Raw genomic sequence first — 23,422 nt, 5'->3', positions numbered from 1 at the left:
AGGGATCTTGCGGTTTGTCGCGGAACGTCAATTGGATCCGCGATAGGGCCGCATCGCCGCGTTGCCGCCGTCGTGTTCCGCCGCCTGCGCGTGCAGGGTGTCCGAGCAGCGCGCGAGCAGGCTGATCAGCGTTTCACGTTCCTCGTCGGTGAAGGCCGCCCCGAGGGTGCGCTCAACAGATACCGCCGCCTGGTCCGCGGTCGCGAGGATCTGCTTTCCGTAGTCGGTCAGCTCCACCGAAATCGAGTTCAGGTGGTACGGATCCGGCTTGCGCTCCACCAGCCCCTTGTCCGCGAGATTCGTCAGGATCGTGGCCATTGTCTGCGGAGTCACCATGTTGAACCTGGCCAGCGCCGCTGCCGTGGCCCCCGGGTTCAGGGAAATCATGACCAGCGCCGAGTACTGCGGAACCGTCAGTCCGCTCGGCTTCAGCACCAGCGTCTTCAGCGCGATCAGTTCCTGCTCGACCCGTTTGACGTGAAAGCCAACGCGGTCATCGGGGGCCAGGGTCATACCAGAATTTTACCTTGACTCTGAACACTGATGTTTGACAGAACTCTGTCCTTCAACAGTGAGCAGTGAGGTGGACGAGTGCGTTCAAGAAGGAAGTTCGAGGGAAGGCAACCGGTCTCGGAACAGCGCGAGCAGATCGGGGCGAGCCGGCGGACGTTCCTGGTCGGCGGGCTTTCCGCGGGTGCAGGGCTGGCCGGCGCCACGATGCTCGGCGGTAGTGGCACGGCCGTAGCCAGTCAGTCGACCGAGCTCGCCGCCGCGGCCGCGCCGCCGCCGGACACCCGAAAGATCACCCTCACCGTGAACGGGCAGGCCCGCACCACGGATGTGGACACCAGGGCGAGCCTGCTGGACGTGCTCCGCGAGCGCATCGGGCTTACCGGCACCAAGAAGGGCTGTAACCAGGGAGCGTGTGGTGCCTGCACCATCCTGGTGGACGGGGACAGAACGCTGGCCTGCCTGACCCTCGCCGCGCGCTATGAGCAGCGCGAGATCACCACGATCGAAGGGCTGGCCGAGGGCAACCGGCTGCATCCGGTGCAGCAGGCTTTCATCGAGCGCGACGGTTTCCAGTGCGGGTTCTGCACCTCTGGGCAGATCGTCTCCGCGGTTGGCCTGCTGAACGAGCGACCGGATGTGCCGGACGCCGAGATTCCCGAGTTGATGAGCGGCAACCTCTGCCGCTGTGCCGCCTATCCGAACATCACCGCGGCAATCCGCGACGCGCGCGGGGAGGGCTGACCGATGCGGACATTCCAACTGGACCGCCCGGGTGATCTCGCCGAGGCCGTTCGCATCCTTGCCGAGGACGAGGGCGCGCGGGTGATTGCCGGCGGCACTGATCTGGTCACCTTGATGCGCGACGGCATCCAGCAACCTTCCAGGGTGCTCGACCTCCGCGACCTTGGGCTGACCGAGATCGAATGGCAGCCCGACGGCGGGGTGCGGATCGGCGCATTGTGCCCGAACGCGGTCGACGACCGACGACTCGCCGCCGAGTACCCCCTGGTGGTCGCCGCGTTGCGGGCCGGAGCTTCCCCACAGATCCGGAATATGGCCACGTTCGGCGGCAATATCCTGCAGCAGACCCGATGTGCCTACTACCGGCTGCCGGAGTTCGCATGCAACCGGCGGGACCCGGGCACCGGCTGCGCCGCGCTGCGGGGCGACAGCGCGAAGCAGGCCATCTTCGGCGTATCCGATACCTGCAACGCCGTGCACCCCTCCGATCTCGCGGTCGCGCTCAGCGCGCTCGAGGCCGAGGTGCTCGTGCACGGACCTGCTGGCGCGCGGCGGATCCCGATTCGGGAGTTTCATCCGCTACCCGGCGATACGCCGCATCGGGTCAGTGCGTTACGCGACGGCGAGTTGGTGACCGGCATCGAGCTGCCCGCCGCCGGGCGTGGCCGGGTCTCGAACTACGTGAAGTTCCGGGATCGCGCCTCGTTCGCCTTCGCGCTGGCTTCCGCGGCCGTGGTGATCGAACGTGCCGGCACCGTGGTGCTCGGCGCGCGGATCGCACTCGGCGGCGTGGCGCCCAAACCGTGGCGTGCCGAGCATGCCGAACGCGCGCTGGTCGGCAACCGGCTGGACGAGGACTCGATCGCGGCGGCCAGCGCGGCGGCGGTTCGTGGTGCTACGCCGCGAAAAGACAACGAGTACAAGGTCGAACTGGTGCGCAGGGTCGTTCGGCGTGCCTTGAGTGAGCTGGAGTAGCGATGACGCGGAGCTGGGTGGAACCCATTGGCGCGAACATCAACCGGGTGGAGGCGTTGGCGAAGGTCACCGGTCGTGCGGTGTACACGGCCGACGTGCCGGCTCAGGGGGCCGCGCACGCGGTGCAGGTGCCCAGTCAGATCTCGGCTGGCCGGGTGCGGCGTATCGATACGCGCGAGGCTGAGCGGGCTACCGGCGTACTGGCCGTACTCACGCACCAGAACGTGCCGAGGTGGCGGGGACAGCCAGCGATCCCGTACTACGCGGAGAGCCGGTTGCCGCTTTCCGACGACCGCATCCACTTCGGCAACCAATGCCTGGCGCTGGTCATCGCGGATACCTTGCACCAGGCCGAATACGCGGCGAGCCTGGTGCTCGTTGATTACCAGCTGGGCCAGCCGGTGCCCAATTTGGACGCGGCGAGAGCGGATGCCTATCCACCGACCGGCCCTTACCCGGATCGGTTTCCGACCGAGCACCGCAGGGGCGATGCGGTCGCGGCCTTGCGGTCCGCGCCGGTACGGGTGGACCGGGAATATCGCACCGCGACCATCTCGCATGCGCCGATGGAACCCTCCTCCACGCTGGCTTCCTGGGATGGCGACCAGCTCACGCTGCACGATTCGAGCCAGGGCGTGTTCGCGCACCGGGAAGCGGTGGCCACCGCGTTCGGCTTGCCAGTCGAGAGTGTCCGGTTGATCTCCTCGCTGATCGGTGGCGGATTCGGGAACAAGTCGTATACCTGGGGACATACCTTGTTGGCTGCCTTGGCCGCGCGCGTGGTGCGCCGGCCGGTGCGGTTGACCCTCAACCGAAAGGAGGTGTTCACCGGCACCGGGCATATGCCGGCGATGATCCAGCGGGTAAGGCTCGGCGCGCGGCGCGACGGCACACTCACCGCGATCACCCATGACACCGTTAACGCGACCTCGCCAACCGATGACCGGAACGAACCGGCGATTCAGTCCACCCCGGCGCTGTACGCGGTACCGAACCTCGCGGCGCGGGCGCAGGTGGCCAAGGTCAACATCGGTACGTCGGGCGCGATGCGGACGCCGGGAGACACGCCCGGCCAGTTCGCGGTGGAATGCGCGATGGATGAGTTGGCCTACGAGCTCGGTATGGACCCACTCGAGTTGCGCCGCAAGAACTACGCCGAGCGGCATCCGCAGAGCGGGAAACCCTTCAGTGGCAAGCGATTGCTGCGGTGTTATGAGGTCGGCGCGGCGGAGTTCGGGTGGTCGTGGGGCGAGGCCGAGCCGGGAACGCTGCGGGACGGAAACGACCTTGTTGGCTATGGCATGGCTTCCGGGATCAGGGCCGAACATTCCGCGCCGGCGGCCGCGCGGGTGGAGATCTCCTCGGACGGCACCGCCGAAGTCCGTACCGGTACGCAGGAAATCGGCGGTGGCACATTGACCACCATGGTGCAGGTCGCCGCATCCGGACTGGGGGTGTCGCCGGATCGGGTGTCCATTAAGGCCGGTGACACCGACCTTCCGCAGGGCGCGCCGACCTTTGGCTCGATGACGTCGGGGAGCACGGGCAGCGCGGTGCACCTCGGCGCGCGGCGGGTGCGCGTGGCGGCGATCCGGCTGGCGATCCGGGACACGCAATCGCCGTTGCACGGTGCCGAAGAGGATGCGGTGGACGTGCGGGATGGACGGTTGCTCCTACGGGCGGATCCGAGCCGCGGGGAGACCTATGTGGATTTGCTTGACCGGCACGGCATTGGCGCGCTGCGCCGGGTAGGTGAGTATCAGCCAGAGGAGGAGAGCGCGGTCGAGCGGGCGACGTTCGGCGCGCATTTCGTCGAAGTGCGGATCGATCGGCAGCTGTCCAGGGTGCGGGTGGCCAGGCATGTCGGGGTGTTCGACTGTGGACGGGTGCTCAACGAGAAGACGGCGACGAACCAGGCGCGCGGCGGGATGATCTTCGCGATGGGTGGTGCGCTGATGGAGCAGCTGGTGCCGGATCCCGTTTCCGGTCGGCTGATCACGCCCGCGCTCACCGATTACCACGTGCCGGTGCACGCGGATATCGGCGATGTGCGCGCACTGTTCGTTGGCGAGCACGAGCCGGAGGCGCATCCGGTTGGCGCGAAGGGGCTCGGCGAGATCTGTTCGATCGGGATCGCGCCGGCGATCGCGAACGCGGTCTTCCACGCCACCGGCAAACGGGTGCGCGAGCTGCCGATCACCCCGGAAAAGCTCCTCTAAACCCGCTAACCTTAAAGAACGCGATCACGCGCAGTCACCGCAAGATTCCTCAGAAACGCGGGTCGGGGAGCGGTCAGCCGAGGACGCTGGACAGCTCGGTGTGCGGGAGTCCGTGCGCCTGCGCCACCGGCTCGTTGGTCAGCGCGCCCGCGTGCGTGTTCAGCCCGAGCGAGAGCGGCTGGTCCGCGCGTAGCGCGGCCTGCCAGCCCGCGTCCGCCAGCGCGACGGCGTACGGCAGTGTCACGTTGGTCAGCGCGTACGTCGAAGTGCTCGGCACCGCGCCGGGCATGTTCGCCACGCAGTAGAACACCGAGTCGTGCACCCGGTAGGTCGGCTCATCGTGCGTGGTCGGCCGCGAATCGGCGAAGCAGCCGCCCTGGTCGATGGAGATATCCACCAGCACGCTGCCCGGCTTCATCCGCTCCACCAGCTCGTTGCTGACCAGCTTCGGCGCCCGCGCCCCTGCCACCAGCACCGCGCCGATCACCATGTCCGCGTCAAGCACCGCCTGCTCGAGGTTGAGCTTGTTCGACGCGAGCGTCCGAACCCGCCCACCGAACTCCGAGTCGATCTGGCGCAGCCGCTCGATGTTGGTGTCCAGCACCACCACGTCCGAGCCCAGCCCGAGCGCGATACGCGCCGCGTTCACCCCGGCGACACCCCCGCCGATCACCACCACACGCGCTGGCGAAACCCCCGGCACACCAGCGGGCAACAACCCCCGGCCACCCGAGGGCCGCAGCAACGCGAACGCCCCAACCTGCGGCGCCAACCGCCCCGCGACCTCGGACATCGGTGCGAGCAGCGGAAGCTTGCCGTCCGGCAGCTGCACGGTCTCGTAGGCCACCGCGGTGGTGCCCGCGTCCAGCAGCCGGCGGGTCAGCGCCTCGTCGGCCGCCAGGTGCAGATAGGTGAACAGCACCTGATCGGCACGCAGATTCGGGTACTCCGCGGCGATCGGCTCCTTGACCTTGAGCACCATCTCGCCTTCGGCCCAGACGTCCTCGGCGGTGGCGAGCATCTTCGCGCCGGCCGCGAGGTATTCCTCATCGGGGATCGCCGAGCCCAGCCCCGCGCCCGCCTGGACGAAAACGTCGTGACCCCGCGCGGTGAGTTCATGTGCCCCGGCCGGCGTCAGCGCGACCCGGTATTCGTGCTGCTTGACTTCGGCAGGAACGGCGATCTTCATGATGCTGCCTTCCGGTGGGGGCACGCGGAGTACACCGCGGCGCGCGGGTGCGATTAACCCCAAGAATGGGATAGCACACACCCGCTGTCATCGTTCCATCAAAACGAGTGCTTCGGCAGGCTGTTGTGCTGCAAGCACAACGCAGCTCGCTCACCGGCAGGGCCTTACCCATTCGCGTGACGGAGTTAGTTCCAGCGCAGCGCGATCAGCTGGGCGAGCAGCGCCAGTCTGGTATCCGGGTCATCTAGATCGATCTCGGTGATCGCGAGAACCTTGCGCATTCGATAGCGCAGCGTATTCGGATGAATGCACAGTGCTTCGCCGGCCGCGCGCGGGTCACCTGGGTGGCGCAACCATTCGTAGAGCGTGTCCACATAGTTTGTGCCGTTCGCCGAATCGTGCGCGCGCAGCGACTCGAGCGGGCCGAGTTCGGTGAGCCCGCTTCCCACGTTCACCGCGAGCCGATGCAGCGTGAGCACCTGCCAGGCCTGCCCGTGATCGGCCACCGGGCCAGCGACGAGACCGGCATGCAGTAGCCCCAGCGTCTCGTCGGCCTGCCCGCGCGAGCGCGGCAGCTCGGCGAGCCCGACGGGTTCACCCGCACCGGCCACCAGGCTGCCGTGGTTACGTTCGGTGGCTAGCCCTTCGCGAAACCGGGACCAGGAATCCACTGGCACGATCGCGTACAGCAGTCCGTCCACTTCGGTCACCAGCGGCGCGCCGACGCCGCGCGCGATGCGTTCGGCCAGCGCCAGCCGCACCCCTTCGGCATCCGGCGCTTCGGCGTTGACCGCGTCGATGGCCACCACCCGGTATGGCCCGGCGACCAGATCCATCTCGGCGGCGGCCAGTTTGCTGCTGCCGGTGCCCTGCAACAGCCCGCGCAGTAGCTCGGCAACCCGCGCCTGCCGCGCGCCCGCCCGCGCGCGCCTGCGCAGCAGTTGGAGCGCGACCACTGGTCCGGCATCGGCGAACGCGGCTGCGCGCTCCTCGGCGACCGGGCCGGGCACCACGGCCCACATCGAGCCGAGTAGTTCGCCGCCGAGCCGGATCGGCACGATCAGCCTGGGCAGCGTGCCGTCCGGCTGCTCGGGCACGTAGATCGTCTGCTTGCCCTTGGACAGATCCCGGAACACGCCACGGGAACGGAATTTCGCCATCACGTCGTTCGGGATCCGCCGGCCCATCACGGTGGATACTCGCGCGGGGTCGGTGCGGTCCTGCCGGGCGGAGTAGGCCAGCACCCGGGAGTTCGCGTCCTCGATGGTCACCGGCGCGTCCACCACGGCAGCCACCGCGTCGGCCATCCGGAACAGATCGGCCGAGCCAGGCTCGCCCTCCGGCGCGTGCACCTCGTCGCTCGCGTCGTCCAGCACGCCGCGCAGCAGCAGCACCAGCTGAGTCCACGAGGTGCCGGCGCGCACCTCGATCAGCGCGGTACCGGCCTGGCGTGCCGCCCGCTGCACCCCGACGCGTTTGGCCAGCGGCGGTTTGCACAGTAGCGCGGCGGCTTCCTGCGCGCCGCACTGTTCGGTGAGTCGGACGGCATCGGCGGCGGTGTTCGCGGCCACCGCGAGCACCAGGTCACCGCTGCCGATCTGGGTGCGGCCGTCTGGCTCGGCGATCACCACATCGCTGACGCCGCGTGGCTTGTCCGGGACGTAGCTCGCGTGCAACAGCGTGGTCCCGACGCGGTCCACCACGCTGCGCACATCGATCATGGCTCAGACGCTGGCCAGGAAGTTTCGCCAGGTGTGCGCGCCAAAGACGAGCACGGGGCCGGTGGCGTGCTTCGAATCGCGTACCGCCGTGGCCGGACCGGTGAGCGCGACTTCGACGCAGGCGCCATTGCTACCGCCGTTGCTGTAGCTGCTCTTCCGCCAGTGTGCCGTGCCGAAGGCCACTTCGACGCAGGCACCGTTGTTGCCGCCGTTGCTGTAGCTGCTCTTCCGCCACCGGAGCCCGGCGAGGTCCATAGTGGACATGGCTGGTGGCCCCTTCCCGCTCTGTCAGGTTCTGCTGGCCAGCCGATCGAGCAGGCGCAGCGAATCGGTTTCGCCGAGCGCCCGCTCGGCCAGCTGGTCGAACCTCAGTCTAGCGGCCCGCACGTCTTCCGCCTCCTCGATATGCACCGAACCGAAGGCGTGTTCCACATAGGCGATCTCCGGATCCGCCGGTTCCGGGAAATCCAGCAGGATGAACGCGCCGTACTGGCCGTCATGCGGTTCGATATCCCTGGGCAGCACCCGCACCCTGACGTTCGGCAGGTTGGATCGCTCCACGATCAGCGCCAGCTGCGCGCGCATGACCTGCGGCGGAACCCGCTGACGCAGCACGGTCTCGTCGATGATCGTGTCCAGCCGCAGCGCGGGTTGGGTGGTGAGCCGGTCCTGCCGGCGCATCCGAACCGCGATCTGGTTTTCGATCGTGTGGCGCGATCGCAGCATGCCGGAAGCGGCGAAGATTGCCTCGGCGTAGGCCTCGGTTTGTAGCAGTCCAGGGATGAAGCCGTTCTGGAACTCGCGCACCCTGGATGCCTCGTCCTCCATGCTCACGTAGCCCTGATCGCTCAGCCCGTACGCCCGCCACCAGCCGTTCTCCTTGGCCCGCCGGTACTCGTCGAGGTACGGCTCCCAGTCGCCGCTCGGCAGCCCGTAGATGTCCAGCATCGCGCGGAACTCGTGCAGCCCGGGCCGCTGTCCGGATTCGATCCGGCTCACCTTGGACAGCGAGAACTCCAGCCTCGTGGCCGCCTCGTGCTGCGTCATACCCACCCGCTCGCGCAGCCGGCGCAGCGTGCGCCCCAGTTGCCGGCGCCGAAACGGCGGTTGCGCTGATCTGCCTTGCGCTGAACTGACCACAGGCCACCTCCCCGTGCCTATCCCTACACGCACAGTAAGGCGGCGCAAATCCGCAACTGAAACTTTCACCCACATCGACCCGTCGCGGACCGCGTTTAGCGGGCTAACCGTGGTTGGCGGTGCTAGCGTCGGCCGCATGATTCGTGGTGTGCATATGGTCGTACTGACCGTGGATGACCAGGACCGGGCGCTCGCGTTCTGGACGGAGAAGGTGGGTTTCTCCGTCGCGACCGACGCGTCCTACGGCGAGGGCAACCGCTGGCTGGAAGTGCGTTCACCCGATGAGCGGATGACGATCGTGCTGAGCAAGCGCGCGCCTGGCCAGCCCGATACCCGTGACCAGGTGCCCACCGAGCTGCCTACGGCGAACTTTTTCATGTACGCCGATGACCCGGAGCGAACCTGTCAGGAGCTTGCCGCCAATGGGGTGAGTTTCCCGACGCCGCTCAGTAAGCAGCCGTGGGGTTGGTGGGCGCTGTTCGAGGATTCCGAGGGCACCCGTATCGCGATCAGCCAACCCGCCGACTAACGCTCCGTCACCGCGTTCTTTAAGGTTAGCGAGTCTGTCGTGGTCGCAGGCGCCCCGTGACCGCAATCTTTAGGGATCTTGCGGTCGGTGGCGTGGTCAGTCGGGCGCGTCGGTGAGGGATTCGCTGATCCACGGGGACACCGGCAGATCCCGCTCGAGGCATTCCAGGCCGAGCCGCATCGTCCAGCGCAGCGCCTGCAACATCAGGCTCGCGACCTCCTCGGCCTCGGCACTGGTCAACGCGATCTCGATCTGATCGCGCGCGGATTCCGCGTCCCCGTGCACCTGGGCAAGCAGGGTGCGCACCGCGGTGCGCACCGGCGGGTCGGCCTGATCGATCGGCACTTCCTGCCCATCGTCGTCGTACACCTGCATTTTGACCGGCGTGGTGCCGCCAGAACCCAATGCGCTGACCATGCCACTGCATTCGCCAAACAGCAGCAGCATGATCTCGCGCGCCTCGGCAAGGCCGGGTGATGCCGAATGCGGCGTGATCAACCTGTCGAGGGCGTCGTTGTCCGCGCCAGCACGCATCGCGGCCAGCGCGAGGCTGGCTTTCGCGATGAGCTCGCTGTTGTCTGGTTCCTGGCTGTCGGCCACCTGAGCTATCTTTCCCCAATCCGGCGCGCCGAACACCAGTCCCGTGCGCCGTGTTGAACGTAACGAGTGCGGCGCGCAACCGCACCCCGTCATTCGGCTGTTGCCCGCAACGCGCCGAGCGCGATCCGGTTCAGCAACGAGGCCATTTGATCACGATCATCGAATCGGTTGTGCGGGGTGGAGTTGATCAAGCCGAAAACCGCATGTGCGGCCGAGCGCGCGGTGGACTCGGACACGCCCGATACCGCGTCGCGGATCGCGCCGACCCACACCTCGACGTACTGCCGCTGCATGCTGCGCACCTGCTTGCGGTCCGCGTCGGCGAGGTTGTCCAGGCTACGTTCCTGCACGGTGATCAGCGCCGGATTGTCCAGCGCGAAATCCACCTGGAAGCGGACGAGTTCGCCGAGCAGTTCCTCGGGTGAGTTCGCGGCGCTGGCCCTGCCGCGCCCGCCGTCCAGCAGCCGCTCGCTGATCCCGGTCAGCATTTCTCCGAGCATCGCGTCCTTGCTGCGAAAATGCCGGTACAGCGCCGGACCCGAGATGCCGACGGCCGCGCCGATGTCATCGATGCCCACGCCGTGGAAACCGCGTTGGGCAAACAGTTCGGCGGCGGCGGTGAGGATCTGCTCCCTGCGGGTCGGCTTCTCCTGATCGCGAAGCGCGCCGGGCTGGGGCGACTGGGCTGCGGGTGGCATCGGGACATCCTAAGCCCAACGGTTAGCGCTCATTAACCGTACGAAGGCGACTTGGTGAATCCTTCGCATGGTGGTGGTGTGGCCGGTGATTCTCCGGTATGACTAATTTTCGACAACCGGATAGCCGAGGGGATTCGGAGACCGCCATGCGAATGGTTCGGACGTTGATCTGCGCCGCCGCCGCGGCGCTCGGGGTGAGCGTGCTCGCGGCCCCCGCCGTTGCCGCGCCAGCCGCGGAGAACTACGTAGCCCTCGGCGATTCCTATGCCTCCGGCGTAGGCGCCGGCGACTACGGCGACAGTGGCGACTGCAAGCGCAGTGCGAACGCCTATCCCGAGCTGTGGGCGGCGGCGAACGAGGCCGCGTCCTTCGACTTCCAGGCCTGTCTTGGCGCCCGCACGGACCAGGTGCTCGAGGGTCAGCTCGACGCGCTGACGGCGGACACCACGACCGTCACGGTCACCATGGGCGGCAACGACGCGGGGTTCACCGATGTGATGATCACCTGCAACACCAGTTCGGACCAGGGCTGCCTGGATCGGCTGGCCGAGGCCGAAGACTTCGTGAACACCGAGCTGCCGGCCAAACTGGACAGTGTGTACGCGGCGATCGCCGAACGGGCACCGAACGCCACGGTGTATGCGGTCGGCTATCCGCGCTTCTACGAGCTGGATGGCTCCTGCAACGCCGGGCTGAGCGAGGTGAAGCGCGAGGCGATCAACGGAGCCGCGGACACCCTTGTCGAGGTCACCGCGCAGCGTGCCGAAGCAGCCGGTGTGACCTTCGTGGATGTGCGGACCGCCTTCGACGGGCACGGGATCTGCTCCGACGACTGGTGGCTGCACAGCGTCAAGCTGCCGGCGGACGAGTCCTATCACCCGAATGTCGCAGGCCAGAACGGTTACTACGAAGCGCTCGCCGCGGTCACCGGCTAACTCCCTCCCGCAAGATCCCTCAAGAATGCCGTCCGTTGCCGTTTAGGTTAGCGCTCGCTAACATAGGCGTTGGGTTAACGATCCCTAACGTCGGTGTTAGCGAGGAGGCTGGATGGACGCGCCCATCCTGACCAGTGGTGCGGATCGGACGTCCGAAGCATTCGGACAGCGGGTGGTAGAGCACGAGAAGCTGGTCGGCGAGCTGCGTGCCCGGATGCACCAGGCCAGCCTCGGCGGCCCGGAGCGGGCCCGGCAGCGGCATACCGAACGCGGCAAACTGCTGCCCCGGGACCGGGTGGACACGCTGCTCGACCCCGGATCGCCGTTCCTCGAGCTTGCCCCGCTCGCGGCCACCGGGATGTACGACAATGAGGCGCCGGCCGCCGGGATCATCACCGGGATCGGGCGAGTCAGCGGGCGGGAATGCGTGATCGTGGCCAATGACGCCACGGTCAAGGGCGGCACGTACTACCCGATGACCGTGAAGAAACACCTCCGCGCTCAGGAGGTCGCCCTACACAACAACTTGCCGTGCATCTATCTCGTCGACTCCGGCGGCGCCTTCCTCCCGAAGCAGGACGAGGTGTTCCCGGACCGCGAGCACTTCGGGCGGATCTTCTACAACCAGGCCACCATGTCCGCACGCGGAATTCCCCAGCTTTCCGCGGTTCTCGGCTCCTGCACCGCCGGCGGTGCCTATGTGCCGGCGATGAGCGATGAGGCCGTGATCGTGCGCGACCAGGGGACGATTTTCCTCGGCGGGCCGCCACTGGTGAAGGCCGCGACCGGGGAAGTGGTCAGCGCCGCGGATCTTGGTGGCGGCGCCGTCCACTCTCGACAGTCGGGTGTCACCGACCATCTGGCCAACGATGACGCGCACGCGCTGCGGATCATGCGCACCATCGTGTCCACCCTCGGCCCGCGCTCGCCCCGGCCATGGCAGGTCAGCGAAACCGAAGCGCCCACCGTGGACCCGGACGAGCTGTACGGCGTCGTGCCCACCGACAGCCGCACGCCGTACGACGTGCGCGAGGTGATCGCGCGGATCACCGACGGCAGCAGGTTCGCTGAGTTCAAGGCCGAGTACGGCACGACGCTGGTCACCGGCTTCGCGCGGATCCACGGCCATCCGGTCGGCATCATCGCGAACAACGGCGTGCTGTTCGCCGAGTCCGCGCTCAAGGGCGCGCATTTCATCGAACTTTGCGATCAGCGGTCCATCCCGCTGCTGTTCCTGCAGAACATCACCGGATTCATGGTGGGCAGGGAGTACGAGGCAGGTGGGATCGCCAAGCATGGCGCCAAGATGGTGAACGCGGTCGCCTGCGCGCGGGTACCCAAGCTCACCGTGATCATCGGCGGATCGTTCGGCGCGGGCAACTACTCGATGTGCGGCAGGGCCTACTCGCCGCGCTTCCTGTGGATGTGGCCGAACGCGCGAATCTCCGTGATGGGCGGCGAGCAAGCCGCTTCGGTCCTTGCCACGGTGCGGCGGGACCAGCTCGAGGGTCGCGGTACCGAATGGTCCACATCGGAGGAAGAGGCGTTCAAGGAACCCGTCCGGGAGCAGTACGAGGCGCAGGGGAACCCGTACTACTCGACGGCGAGGCTGTGGGACGACGGGGTGATCGATCCGAAGGACACCAGAATGGTCGTTGGGCTGGCACTGTCCGCGGCCGCCAACGCCGCGCTGACCGACGCCAGCTACGGCGTCTTCCGGATGTGATCGCGATGTTCCACACGGTACTGATCGCCAACCGTGGCGAGATTGCGGTGCGCATCACGAAAACCTTGCGCCGCATGGGAATTCAGTCCGTCGCGGTATACAGCGACGCGGATGCCGGCGCGCGGCACGTGACGGAGGCCGACCTCGCGATCCGGCTCGGTCCGGCCGCGGCGAGTGAGAGCTACCTGCATGTCGAGCGCGTGATCGAGGCCGCGCTGGCCACCGGCGCGCAGGCGATCCACCCTGGATACGGGTTCCTCGCGGAGAACGTGGCGCTTGCCGATGCCTGCGCGCGGGCCGGCCTGGTGTTCATCGGGCCGCCGGTGCCGGCGATCGAGGCGATGGGCGACAAGATCCGCGCCAAGCAGACCGTGCAGGCAGCCGGGGTGCCGGTGGTACCCGGCCGCGCCGAGCCGGGATTGGACGACGACCAACTGCTCGCCGCGGCCACCGAGATCGGTTATCCGGTGCTGCTCAAACCATCCGCTGGCGGGGGCGGTAAGGGGATGCGCCTGGTGCGCGATCCGGCCGAGTTCGCCGAGGCGGCGGCCTCCGCGCGCCGGGAGGCCCGCGGTGCCTTCGGCGACGACACCTTGCTGATCGAGCGGTTCGTGGATACCCCACGGCATATCGAGATCCAGGTGCTCGCCGATACGCACGGCAACGTGGTGCATCTCGGTGAGCGGGAATGCAGTTTGCAGCGCAGGCACCAGAAGATCGTCGAGGAAGCGCCATCGCCGCTGCTCGACGAGCGACTGCGGCAGCGGATGGGACAGGCGGCCGTGGATGCCGCCGCCGCCGTCGGTTACTCGGGGGCCGGCACCGTCGAGTTCATCGTCTCCGGAGCCGCGGCAAGTGCCAGTGGGGCGCCGGACGAGTTCTTCTTCATGGAGATGAACACCCGGTTGCAGGTGGAGCATCCGGTGACCGAACTGGTGACCGGTATCGACCTTGTCGAGCAGCAGGTGCGGGTCGCCGCGGGGGAGAAGCTGGCCGTGGACTACACCCCGGCACGTGGACACGCCGTCGAGGTGCGCGTGTACGCCGAGGATCCGGACCGGGGCTTTCTCCCCACCGGCGGGGAAATCCTCGCGCTTGCGGAGCCAGCGCACCGGGTGCGCGTCGACTCGGGTATCGCGGTTGGCCAGCGGGTGGGTAGTGATTACGATCCGATGCTGGCCAAGTACGTGGCACACGGCTCCACAAGGGAGCATGCGCTGCGCGAGCTGCGGACCGCGCTCGGCGAAACCGTATTGCTCGGTGTCACGACGAATATCCCCTTCCTGCGTTCGCTACTCGCGGACCCCGATGTCCAATCGGGACAGATGGACACCGGACTGGTGGAGCGCCGAATCGGCGAGCTCACCGGGGTCGAGCCGGTGCCCGACGAGGTGCTCGCGGCCGCCGTGCTCGAACTGCTCGACGCGCGGGAACCCGTTGGCGGATACCGTGATCCCTGGGATATCCCGAGCGGCTGGCGGCTGGGCGAACCAGCCTGGTCCAGCTGGCTGATCGGCGTTGCCGGGGCGGAACCCACCGAGGTTCGGGTACGCGGTACCGCGGATGCCGCCGAGGTCGCCGTCGGCGCTGGCGAACCGGTGGCCGCCTGGGTGCGGCGCGCCGACAACGTCCTCACCGTGGGATTCGCCGGGCGGATCACCTGGTACTCCAGCGCGCGGCAGGACGATGTGCTGTGGCTCGCCGCGCAGGGGCGTTCCTGGGCGCTGCACGAGACCAAGCGGTTGGACGCGGTGGCGGGAGAAACCGCCGAGGCCGGTGGCGGCCCGGTGACCAGCCCGATGCCAGGGACCGTGCTGCTGGTGAACACGTCGGTTGGCGCGACAGTGCGGGCGGGCGCGGCGCTACTCGTCGTGGAAGCGATGAAGATGGAGCACACGATTACGGCACCGGTGGATGGAGTGGTCACCGAGTTGCCGGTACGAGCCGGTTCGCCGGTGGGGCTTGGCGAAACGCTCGTGGTGATCGCGCAGGAAGAGGGTGGCGATGATTGATTTCCGGTTGGACGAGGAGTACGAAGCGCTGCGCAAGACCGTGGAGGATTTCGCGCGGTCCGAAGTGGCGCCGGTGATCGGGGAGTTCTACGAGCGCGCGGAGTTTCCGTACCAGCTGGTGGCCAAGATGGGCCAGATGGGCTTGTTCGGTCTCCCGTTCCCCGAGTCGGTTGGCGGGATGGGCGGGGACTACTTCGCCCTGTGCCTTGCCCTCGAGGAACTGGCCAGAGTGGACTCCTCGGTCGCGATCACCCTGGAGGCCGGGGTTTCGCTCGGTGCTATGCCGCTGTACCGGTTCGGCAACGAGGAACAGCGGCAGCGCTGGCTGCCCCGGTTGTGTTCCGGTGCGGGACTTGGTGCCTTCGGGCTGACCGAGCCGGGTGGCGGTTCGGACGCGGGCGCGACCCGCACCACCGCGAAGATCGTGGACGGCGAGTGGGTGATCAACGGCAGCAAGGCGTTCATCACCAACTCCGGCACGGAGATCACCGAGCTGGTCACGGTCACCGCGGTGACCGGGGAGAAGCCCAACGGCCACAAGGAGATCTCCGCGATCATCGTGCCAGCCGGCACGCCGGGATTCACCGTGGCACCGAAGTACTCCAAGGTCGGCTGGAACGCCTCGGACACCAGGGAGCTGGCGTTCGCCGACTGCCGGGTCCCCGCGGAGAACCTGCTCGGCGAGCGGGGCAGGGGATACGCCCAGTTCCTGTCTATTTTGGACGAGGGAAGGGTGGCGATCGCGGCGGTCAGCGTCGGTCTGGCCCAGGGCTGTATCGACGAATGCCTGCGCTACGTCGGTGAGCGGGAAACCTTTGGCAACAAGATCGGCAGCTACCAGGCCATCCAGTTCAAGATCGCGGATATGGAGGCGCGCACGCATACCGCGCGGCTGGCCTACTACCAAGCAGCCGCGAAGATGCTGCGCGGTGAGCCGTTCAAGAAAGAGGCGGCCATCGCCAAGCTGGTTGCCTCGAACGCCGCGATGGACAACTCGCGGGAGGCCACCCAGATCTTCGGCGGCTACGGGTTCATGAACGAGTTCCCGGTCGGGCGGTTCTACCGGGACGCGAAGATTCTCGAGGTGGGCGAGGGGACCAGCGAGGTGCAGCGCATGCTCATCTCCCGAGAGCTCGGCGTCGGCGCCTGACGGCACACTCCGTAACCGCGTTCTTTAGGAATCTTGCGGTTTAGGGTTTGCGGCCGACGCCCGCGTAGCTGAACGCGCGGTCCGGGCGATCGTCCACCTCGCCCGCGGTGTCCGGATGCCACTGCGGCGAGTACACCACGCCTGGCTCCAACAACTCCGTCCCCCGGAAGAACTCGGTGATCTCCGCGCGATCGCGTAGCACGATCGGCACATCGCTTCGGGTGAACACCGTGGACGCGTAGTTCAGCAGCGCCGGATCGGCCGCGCCACTCGCATGCGAGATGGCCAGATAACTGCCGGACGGCACGGCGTTCAGGAACTGGCGGATGGCGTCATACGGCGCGCGCTGATCCGGCACGAAATGCAGCACCGCGTTGCACAGGATGGCCATCGGCTCGTCGAAGTTCAGCAGATCCCTGGCCACCGTGGCGTGCAGGATTGACTCCGGCTCGCACAGATCGCCGTGGACCACGCCCGCGCGTTCATTGTCCTCGAGCATACGAATGCTCTCCGAGACGACGATTTCGTCGACGTCCGCGTAGACCACCCGCGATCCAGGCGCGGCGCGTTGCGCGATCTCGTGCACGTTGCCCTCGGCCGGCACCCCGGAGCCGATATCGAGAAACTGGCGGACCCCGCGGGCGAGCAGGAAGCGCACCATCCGGTGCAGCAGATCCCGGTTGGCTCTTGCCGCTTCGGGAGCGTCCGGAACCAGCTGCACGATGTAGTCAGCGAGTTGCCGGTCAACCGGATAGTTGCGGCCACCGCCGAGCAGGTAGTCATAGATCCGCGCGATGCTTGGTTGGTCCGGCGCAGCCTCGTTACTCGCTGGCTGTCGTTCCTCGGACACGGATCCTCCTTATCTCAGTCATCGTCGCGGAGCAAGACCAATTGATCACCAAGAGTGCACATTAGCTTAATACGTAGATCAACTACTCGGCCACCGCTTGGCTCCACAAGATGCATTATGCAAGCGGACTCGACGGCCGAGCGCAATAGCGTCGCGCCAAGACTTGTGACGAGGGTCGCTTCACGGTACAAACAGTCCAACATGATTGTTTCCTGATCCGCTGGCCCGTGCGCCGGCAGTGCTGCCGTGACGGCGGCGAGCTGCCGATGAGGGAGGACGATTACGTGGCGAAGCAACCGCGTTCACTGCAAGGCAAGGTTGTCGTGGTTACCGGTGGGGCGCGGGGTATCGGCGCGTGTACCGCGGGGGTGCTCGGTCGGCTGGGCGCCAAGGTCGCCATCGGCGATCTGGACGAGGGCGATGCGCAGGCGGCGGCCAAGGACGTCTCGCCGGAAGCGATCGGGCTGCGCCTGGATGTCACCGAACGCGCCGGGTTCACCGCGTTCCTGGACGAGGTGGAACGCCGGCTCGGTCCGATCGACATCTTGATCAATAACGCCGGGATCATGCCGCTTGCCGAGCTCGAGCGCGAGGACGACGCGATGACCACCCGGCAGCTGGAGATCAACCTGCACGCGGTCATCCACGGCACGCGGGAAGCCGCCCGCCGGATGCGACCACGGGGCACCGGACATATCGTCAACGTGGCATCCGCCGCGGGTAAGGCGGGTTTTCCCGGTGGCGCCACCTACTGCGCCACCAAACACGGCGTGGTCGGCCTATCCGAGGCGATGTACTTCGAGCTCAGGGATTCGGGCGTGGACGTTTCCGTGGTCCTGCCCGCGGTGGTGCGTACCGAGCTGGCCGCCGGCCTCAATGAGGCCCGCGGGGTTTCCTCGGTACTGCCGGAGGACGTGGCCAAAGCGATCGCCACGGCCCTGCGATTCCCGCGTTTCGAGGTGTTCGTACCGCAGTCGGCAGGCATGGTGCAGAAGGTCTCCAGCGTGCTGCCACGTAAGGCCGCGGAATGGATCATGCGCACGATGGGCGCGGATCAGCTGCTGCTGTCCGCGGTGAATTCCACCGCGCGGGCCGATTACGAGTCGCGCGTGGCCGCTGGCGTTTCCGGGGAACGGGAGCCAACAGAATGAGGTGATCGCCGATGCACCTGACCCAGCTGCTACACCGCTCGGTGCAGCAGTTTCCGGATGACCCAGCGGTTGTCTACCAGGATCGCACCCGCACGTTCCGGGAAGTCGCTGATCGCGTTGCCAGGTTCGCCAGTGCGTTGCGGACGCTAGGCGTGGCCACTGGCGACCGGGTGGCCATGTACTCGCTCAACTCGGATCGCTACATCGAGTACTACTACGCGGTGCCCTGGGCCGGTGGGGTGCTCAACCCGGTGAACATCCGGTGGAGCCCCGCGGAGATCGCGTACTCGCTGCGCGATTCGCGCACCACCGTGCTGCTCGTGGACGATATGTTCGCGGGCTCGGTCCCGGCGATCCGGGCGCAGTACCCGGAACTGGAGACGGTGATCCACTGCGGTGACGGGCCGACTCCGGAAGGGATGCTCAACTACGAGGTACTGCTCGCTCACGCCGAGCCGGTCGCGGACGCGCGGCGCACGAGCGATGACCTCGCGGGCGTGTTCTACACCGGCGGTACGACCGGTGAGCCGAAAGGCGTGATGCTCAGCCACCGCAACCTGCTCACCTCCGCGATGGGTGCCTCGGCGACCGGCTACTTCATGACCGGTCGCCGGCCGCGCCTGCTGCACACCGCGCCGATGTTTCACCTCGCGGACTTCGCGTGTTGGGTGTCCGGCTCGCTGGCCGGTGGCACGCATGTCGTGATTCCCGCCTTCGACCCGAAGGTGCTGTTGGACGCGGTCGAGCGGCACCAGGTGACCGATGTGTTGCTCGTGCCCACGATGATTCAGTTGCTTGTGGACGATCCCGCGACGGCCCAGCGCGACTTGTCCAGCGTCGAATTCATCGGCTACGGCGCTTCGGTCATCTCCGAGGCGGTGCTCGGCAGGGCGATGCGGACGTTCCCGAACGCGGATTTCGGCCAGGCGTACGGGATGACCGAGGTCTCGCCGATCGCCACGTTGCTCTCGCCCGATGATCACCGGGATCCGAGCCTACGGCGGGCAGCAGGTAGAGCCGCGCCGCACGCCGAGGTGCGCGTCGTCGACCCGGATGACAACGAGGTGCCCCGAGGCACCGTGGGGGAGATCGTGATCAGCGGCGAGCATGTGATGCTCGGCTACTGGGAAAAGCCGGCGGAGACCGCGCAGGCACTGCGCGGTGGCTGGATGCACACCGGCGACGGCGGCTATATGGACGAGCGCGGCTACATCTACGTGGTCGACCGGATCAAGGACATGATCATCACGGGCGGGGAGAACGTGTACTCCGCCGAAGTGGAGAACGTGCTCGCCAAGCATCCGGCCATCGCCGCCTGCGCGGTCATCGGGGTGCCGGATGAGCAGTGGGGCGAGCGGGTACACGCGGTTGTCGTGCCGGCCGAGGGCGCGACGGTGACCGCCGAGGAGCTGCGCGAGTTCGCCAAACAGCATGTGGCTGGCTACAAGGCGCCGCGCAGCGTCGAGGTGGTTGCCGCCCTGCCCATGTCCGGTGCGGGCAAGGTGCTCAAGCGAGAGTTGCGCGCCAAGTATCGCTAGCCAGCCGCGCTAGTCTGTTCGCATGTGGTTGACCCCCACGCGGCTGCCCACCGTGGCGGCCAACGTGCTCGCCAAGACGTTCGGTGACGGTCTCGCGGATCTGCGGCCCGTACCGAGGGTGCTGATCGACCGAGGCCCACACCGCAACCTGTACCGCATGCAGCAGCCGGACGGGGCGGCCGACGGGTCTCCCGTGCTGCTTGTGCCGCCACTGGCGGCGCCGGCGCTGTGCTTCGACCTGCGGCGCGGTTGCAGTATGGCCGAGTACTTCGTCGATGCGGGGCATTGCGTGTACCTGGTCGACTACGGCGAAGTGTCCTTCTCGGACCGTGGCATTGGTGTGGAGCACTGGGTCGAGGAGGTGCTGCCCAGGGCGATCCGGCGAGCCAGCGAGGATGCGGGCGGGGCGCCGGTGCGGCTGGTTTCCTGGTGTCTCGGTGGGATTTTCGCGCTGCTGACCGCGGCCGATCAGCAGGACCTGCCGATCGCGTCGATCGTGTCGGTCGCGGCGCCGGTGGATTTCACCGCGATTCCCCTTGTCGCGCCGGTTCGGCCGCTGGTTGAGTTGACCGGCGGCTGGGTGCTTACCCCGGTGTACCGGCTACTTGGCAGCGCACCCGCCTCGATCGTGAGCAGGGTGTTCTGGGCGACTGGGCTGGATAAGGAGATCACCAAGCCGCTCGCGATCCTGAAGAACCTCGATGATCGGGAGTTCCTGGCGCAGATCGAGGCCGTGGACCATTTCATGGACAATATGCTCGCCTACCCCGGGCGCACCTTCGGGCAGATGTATCACCGGTTCTTCCGCGCGAACGATCTCGCCAACGGCAGCGTGGAACTGGCTGGCCGCACGATCTCGCTGTCCAAGGTTTCGGTACCCACACTGGTTATCGCGGGGGAAACGGACGGGATCGCGCCGAAGCGTGCGGTCGCGCGGGTTACCGAGCTGCTCGATCACGCGCCGGAGGTGTGCTTCGAGGTCGCGCCCGGCGGCCATCTCGGGGTACTCACCGGACGCGGGGCGCGCAACACCACGTGGTCGTATATCGACCAGTTCCACGCCCGTCACGACTCCTGACCAGGGGAGCGTCAGGCCCGTTCGGGTGCGGTGTCGGTCGCGGCGATCACCTTGCCGAGCACCTGGTGTAGGTGCTCCAGCTCGCTGACCTCCATGCCAAGCAGCTCGACCACCCGGTACGGGATCTGCTCCGCGGTGGCACGCAGCTTTCGGCCCGTATCGGTGAGATCCACGGTCAGCGTGCGCTCGTCCGGGACACCTCGGGTGCGCGTCACGTACCCGATCGATTCGAGCCGTTTCAGCATCGGCGAAAGGGTCGCTGGCTCGGCACGTAGCACGCCGCTGAGTTCGTGCACGGTACGCGGCGCTGACTGCCACAGCGCGAGCATCACCAGATACTGCGGATGCGTCAGCCCCATCGGCTCGAGCAGCGGCCGGTACATCCCGATAACGCTGCGCGAGGCCACCGACAGCGCGAAACACACCTGCCGGTCCAGGTCCAGCGGATCATCGCCGAGATCGATCGTTGCCATCGCTCATCCTTCACTTCGGCTGGTGCTGATGATAGCCAGAACCGTGTTGACGTGAATAATTAGTGTGCTAACTTTAAGCAAGCTAAGAATTAGCCTTGGAGTCGCTGATGGACCGGATCAGGCCGAACCCGGTGCGCTGGGTGTACTACGCGCTCGGTGGAACGCTGTCCGAGCGCTACCGGGGCTGGGTGTTCCACGACCTGACCGCGCGAAGCTGGGTGTGGCGGCATGCGGCGCGGGCGACCGTGCTGCTCGCGCCGTTGCTCGTCGGTCCGCTGTTCCTGCCCGCGCCGATCGAGTTGCGGCTCAGCATGGTCGTGCTCGCCGCGGTCGTTGGCTATTTCTACTCACTGTCCTATGTCGAAGAGAGCTGTGCGCATCGTCTTGCCAAACACGGGTTTCCGGCGAATGCCCGCGTTTCGGTTCGCAAGGCAGAGCGCGCCGAAGAGGATGAACGGCAGCGGCGCGCCTATCTGGCTCGCTACCGGCCCGAGTCGCTGGTCGACGAGGATGCCGACGCCCGCTAGACCGCGGTCTTTAGGGATCTTGCGGCCACGGAGTGCAACCGCGCCGCTCTTAGGACGATAAGTGTCCTAAGAGCGGGTTAGCGTCGACGCTGGTAAGCGATACGCGACGCGAAAGTAGGGCAATCGTGGCAGTTCTGGTAACCGGCGCCACCGGAACGGTGGGCAGGCAGCTCACCGCACAGCTGGTCGCGGAAGGGCAGGTGGTCCGTGCCATGACGCGTAATCCCGCGGGCGCGAATCCGCCGAGCGGCGCGGCCGTCGTCGGCGGGGATCTCACCGACGCGGACAGTCTCGTCGACGCCCTCGCCGGGGTCGACGCCGTACATCTGATCGATTTCGACGCGACGACCTACAGCGCACTGCCCAACGGTGCGGATGTAGTACGGCGAGTTGCGGACGCCGGTGCGCGCAAGGTGACCGTACTGCAGGGTGACATCGAAAAGACGCCGCTGGTACGGGCGCTCGAGGCCAGCGATCTGGAATGGACACTGCTGGCGCCGGTGGAGTTCATGGCAAACACGTTGGAGTGGGCGGAGTCCATTCGGACCGAAGGTGTCGTGCGGGACGGTTTTGCGGCGGCGAAGAGCGCGATGGTGCACGAAGCGGATATCGCCGCCGTTGCGGCAGTCGCGCTCACTACGGATGGGCACGCCGGTCAGGAGTACTGGCTGACTGGGCCGGAATCGCTCAATGCCAGGGAGAAGGTGGACACGCTTGCCGAGGTTCTTGGCCGGCGGCTGCGCTTTGTCGAACTGAGTCAGGACGAGATCGTGGCGCAGTGGCGGCAGGCTGGATTCGCCGACAGCGATATCGACTACTTCCTCGCGATGCGCACCAATCCGTCGGAGGCTGGCTACACCGTTCAGGAAACCGTGCACAGGGTGACCGGGCGCGCGCCGCGCACCTTCGCGGACTGGGTGCGGGAGAACGCCGCGTCCTTCCGGTAGCCAGCTTGCCGGGCGGATAAGTCCGGTTTGGCGCGGATGACGGGGTCTGGCTTGGTCAACCCCTGAGTGCGGGGCGCCCGGTTAGCACGTGGCCGGGGCGAACGTGCCGATTTGGCTTGAAAGTGTTTCATAAAACACGTTTGATCACTCGGGGGTTGGCTACCGCATGCCGATCAGAAAGGCTCTGGCACGTGCGAATCCAGAAGACCGTGGGACGGGGCGCCAGCAACAGTGGGATGCTGTGCTTCGATATGGTGGAATGCCCGGCTTGCCATGGGTCGGGGATGGACCGAGATCGAAACGCCTGCGGGACGTGCGGTGGACTTGGACAGGTACCCAATCGCTGAACCGTGCCAGCTCTGTGCCGGTACGGGGACCATGGCTTGGCAGCAGCCGGATCAGAGCGGACAGGTCCTCCGTGAAGTTGAATGGCCTTGCCCGAACGGCTGTAGCGGTGAATGGCATTATCCCGCGGCGGAGTTGCACCGGGTGGTGGACCAGTCCGATACGTTGCCCAGGCATCGACCCGGCCAGGCGGCCAGCGCGAATTCGCTTGGCTCCGAATTCATCGCGCGCGCCCTCGACAGTATGCGCCGTTCCGGTAGCGAACCCCCAGGGAACGACCACCACGGCGATCCAGCCGACCGTGGTGACTAGCTCTGCTCAATCCACGTAGTTGATGGCTCGGTTTCGCGTTGCTGTGCCTGGAA

Annotated in this window: 22 protein-coding genes; 13 read left to right on the top strand and 9 right to left on the bottom strand. The window is 67.0% G+C overall.

The window, feature by feature from the left end; all coding sequences use genetic code 11:
• Positions 1–27: 27 nt before the first annotated feature.
• Entirely contained in the window at positions 28–513 is a 486-nt protein-coding gene (locus EV191_RS15640) for a MarR family winged helix-turn-helix transcriptional regulator (RefSeq protein ID WP_132877795.1), read from the bottom strand.
• Positions 514–591: 78 nt separating this feature from the next.
• On the opposite strand from EV191_RS15640, the gene EV191_RS15635 reads away from it, so the two are divergent.
• Genes EV191_RS15635 through EV191_RS15625 form a run of 3 tightly spaced genes read left to right on the top strand, consistent with a single transcriptional unit; the run spans position 592 to position 4,448 of the window.
• The gene (locus tag EV191_RS15635) at positions 592–1,254 is read left to right on the top strand and encodes a (2Fe-2S)-binding protein (RefSeq protein WP_341539616.1); all 663 of its coding nucleotides are present in this window, start codon (positions 592–594) and stop codon (positions 1,252–1,254) included.
• A 3-nt stretch (positions 1,255–1,257) separates the two neighbouring features.
• Positions 1,258–2,229 (top strand): FAD binding domain-containing protein, encoded by a 972-nt coding sequence (locus EV191_RS15630; protein WP_132877794.1) that lies wholly within the window; start codon positions 1,258–1,260, stop codon positions 2,227–2,229.
• A 2-nt stretch (positions 2,230–2,231) separates the two neighbouring features.
• Positions 2,232–4,448: a xanthine dehydrogenase family protein molybdopterin-binding subunit gene (locus tag EV191_RS15625; RefSeq protein ID WP_132877793.1), complete on the top strand. Its 2,217-nt coding sequence runs from the start codon at positions 2,232–2,234 to the stop codon at positions 4,446–4,448.
• Positions 4,449–4,521: 73 nt separating this feature from the next.
• Here EV191_RS15625 and ald read toward each other — a convergent pair whose 3' ends face one another.
• The 4 genes from ald to EV191_RS15605 form a co-directional block, all read right to left on the bottom strand.
• The gene (gene ald, locus EV191_RS15620) at positions 4,522–5,637 is read right to left on the bottom strand and encodes an alanine dehydrogenase (protein WP_132877951.1); all 1,116 of its coding nucleotides are present in this window, start codon (positions 5,635–5,637) and stop codon (positions 4,522–4,524) included.
• Positions 5,638–5,822: 185 nt separating this feature from the next.
• Positions 5,823–7,358, bottom strand: coding sequence for a PucR family transcriptional regulator (locus EV191_RS15615; protein WP_132877792.1), 1,536 nt, complete (start codon positions 7,356–7,358; stop codon positions 5,823–5,825).
• Positions 7,359–7,361: 3 nt separating this feature from the next.
• Positions 7,362–7,622 carry a DUF397 domain-containing protein gene (locus EV191_RS15610; RefSeq protein WP_132877791.1) on the bottom strand — a complete coding sequence of 87 codons (261 nt, stop codon included), beginning with the start codon at positions 7,620–7,622 and terminating at the stop codon, positions 7,362–7,364.
• A gap of 24 nt (positions 7,623–7,646) precedes the next feature.
• Positions 7,647–8,498, bottom strand: coding sequence for a helix-turn-helix domain-containing protein (locus EV191_RS15605; protein WP_243658978.1), 852 nt, complete (start codon positions 8,496–8,498; stop codon positions 7,647–7,649).
• A 136-nt stretch (positions 8,499–8,634) separates the two neighbouring features.
• On the opposite strand from EV191_RS15605, the gene EV191_RS15600 reads away from it, so the two are divergent.
• Positions 8,635–9,027, top strand: coding sequence for a VOC family protein (locus EV191_RS15600; protein ID WP_132877789.1), 393 nt, complete (start codon positions 8,635–8,637; stop codon positions 9,025–9,027).
• 96 nt (positions 9,028–9,123) lie between these two features.
• On the opposite strand, the gene EV191_RS15595 is transcribed toward EV191_RS15600, so the two are convergent.
• Positions 9,124–9,561, bottom strand: coding sequence for a hypothetical protein (locus EV191_RS15595; protein WP_243658997.1), 438 nt, complete (start codon positions 9,559–9,561; stop codon positions 9,124–9,126).
• Positions 9,562–9,716: 155 nt separating this feature from the next.
• Positions 9,717–10,325, bottom strand: a complete 609-nt coding sequence (locus tag EV191_RS15590) for an SACE_7040 family transcriptional regulator (RefSeq protein WP_132877787.1) — start codon at positions 10,323–10,325, stop codon at positions 9,717–9,719.
• A gap of 146 nt (positions 10,326–10,471) precedes the next feature.
• Here EV191_RS15590 and EV191_RS15585 point away from each other — a divergent pair, with 146 nt between their 5' ends.
• From EV191_RS15585 to EV191_RS15570, 4 genes are all read left to right on the top strand, one after another.
• Positions 10,472–11,260 (top strand): SGNH/GDSL hydrolase family protein, encoded by a 789-nt coding sequence (locus tag EV191_RS15585; protein ID WP_132877786.1) that lies wholly within the window; start codon positions 10,472–10,474, stop codon positions 11,258–11,260.
• Between the two features lie 112 nt (positions 11,261–11,372).
• Positions 11,373–12,986: a carboxyl transferase domain-containing protein gene (locus EV191_RS15580; RefSeq protein ID WP_132877785.1), complete on the top strand. Its 1,614-nt coding sequence runs from the start codon at positions 11,373–11,375 to the stop codon at positions 12,984–12,986.
• Between the two features lie 5 nt (positions 12,987–12,991).
• Positions 12,992–14,998 carry an ATP-binding protein gene (locus EV191_RS15575; protein WP_207894543.1) on the top strand — a complete coding sequence of 669 codons (2,007 nt, stop codon included), beginning with the start codon at positions 12,992–12,994 and terminating at the stop codon, positions 14,996–14,998.
• Positions 14,991–16,148: an acyl-CoA dehydrogenase family protein gene (locus EV191_RS15570; RefSeq protein WP_132877950.1), complete on the top strand. Its 1,158-nt coding sequence runs from the start codon at positions 14,991–14,993 to the stop codon at positions 16,146–16,148. The genes EV191_RS15575 and EV191_RS15570 overlap by 8 nt, the downstream gene beginning before the upstream one ends.
• 40 nt (positions 16,149–16,188) lie before the next feature.
• Here EV191_RS15570 and EV191_RS15565 read toward each other — a convergent pair whose 3' ends face one another.
• Complete coding sequence (locus tag EV191_RS15565; RefSeq protein WP_132877783.1) at positions 16,189–16,998, bottom strand: SAM-dependent methyltransferase; 810 nt, start codon at positions 16,996–16,998, stop codon at positions 16,189–16,191.
• A 284-nt stretch (positions 16,999–17,282) separates the two neighbouring features.
• Between EV191_RS15565 and EV191_RS15560 the strand changes: the two genes are divergently transcribed.
• From EV191_RS15560 to EV191_RS15550, 3 genes are read left to right on the top strand one after another with little or no spacing between them, the layout of a single operon-like run.
• The gene (locus tag EV191_RS15560) at positions 17,283–18,149 is read left to right on the top strand and encodes an SDR family oxidoreductase (protein ID WP_132877782.1); all 867 of its coding nucleotides are present in this window, start codon (positions 17,283–17,285) and stop codon (positions 18,147–18,149) included.
• 11 nt (positions 18,150–18,160) lie between these two features.
• Entirely contained in the window at positions 18,161–19,687 is a 1,527-nt protein-coding gene (locus tag EV191_RS15555) for an acyl-CoA synthetase (RefSeq protein WP_132877781.1), read from the top strand.
• Between the two features lie 22 nt (positions 19,688–19,709).
• Complete coding sequence (locus EV191_RS15550) at positions 19,710–20,765, top strand: alpha/beta fold hydrolase (protein WP_132877780.1); 1,056 nt, start codon at positions 19,710–19,712, stop codon at positions 20,763–20,765.
• 11 nt (positions 20,766–20,776) lie between these two features.
• Here EV191_RS15550 and EV191_RS15545 read toward each other — a convergent pair whose 3' ends face one another.
• Positions 20,777–21,238 (bottom strand): MarR family winged helix-turn-helix transcriptional regulator, encoded by a 462-nt coding sequence (locus EV191_RS15545; RefSeq protein WP_132877779.1) that lies wholly within the window; start codon positions 21,236–21,238, stop codon positions 20,777–20,779.
• A 107-nt stretch (positions 21,239–21,345) separates the two neighbouring features.
• On the opposite strand from EV191_RS15545, the gene EV191_RS15540 reads away from it, so the two are divergent.
• Positions 21,346–21,765, top strand: coding sequence for a DUF5313 family protein (locus tag EV191_RS15540; RefSeq protein ID WP_207894542.1), 420 nt, complete (start codon positions 21,346–21,348; stop codon positions 21,763–21,765).
• A 125-nt stretch (positions 21,766–21,890) separates the two neighbouring features.
• Positions 21,891–22,712 (top strand): NAD(P)H-binding protein, encoded by an 822-nt coding sequence (locus EV191_RS15535; RefSeq protein WP_132877778.1) that lies wholly within the window; start codon positions 21,891–21,893, stop codon positions 22,710–22,712.
• The last annotated feature ends 710 nt before the right edge of the window (positions 22,713–23,422 follow it).

This window comes from Tamaricihabitans halophyticus, assembly GCF_004340875.1.
In the GTDB taxonomy this organism is placed as follows: Bacteria; Actinomycetota; Actinomycetes; order Mycobacteriales; family Pseudonocardiaceae; genus Tamaricihabitans; species Tamaricihabitans halophyticus.
Note: the sequence above shows the minus strand (reverse complement) of the source record. Positions and strands in the feature narration are given on the sequence as shown.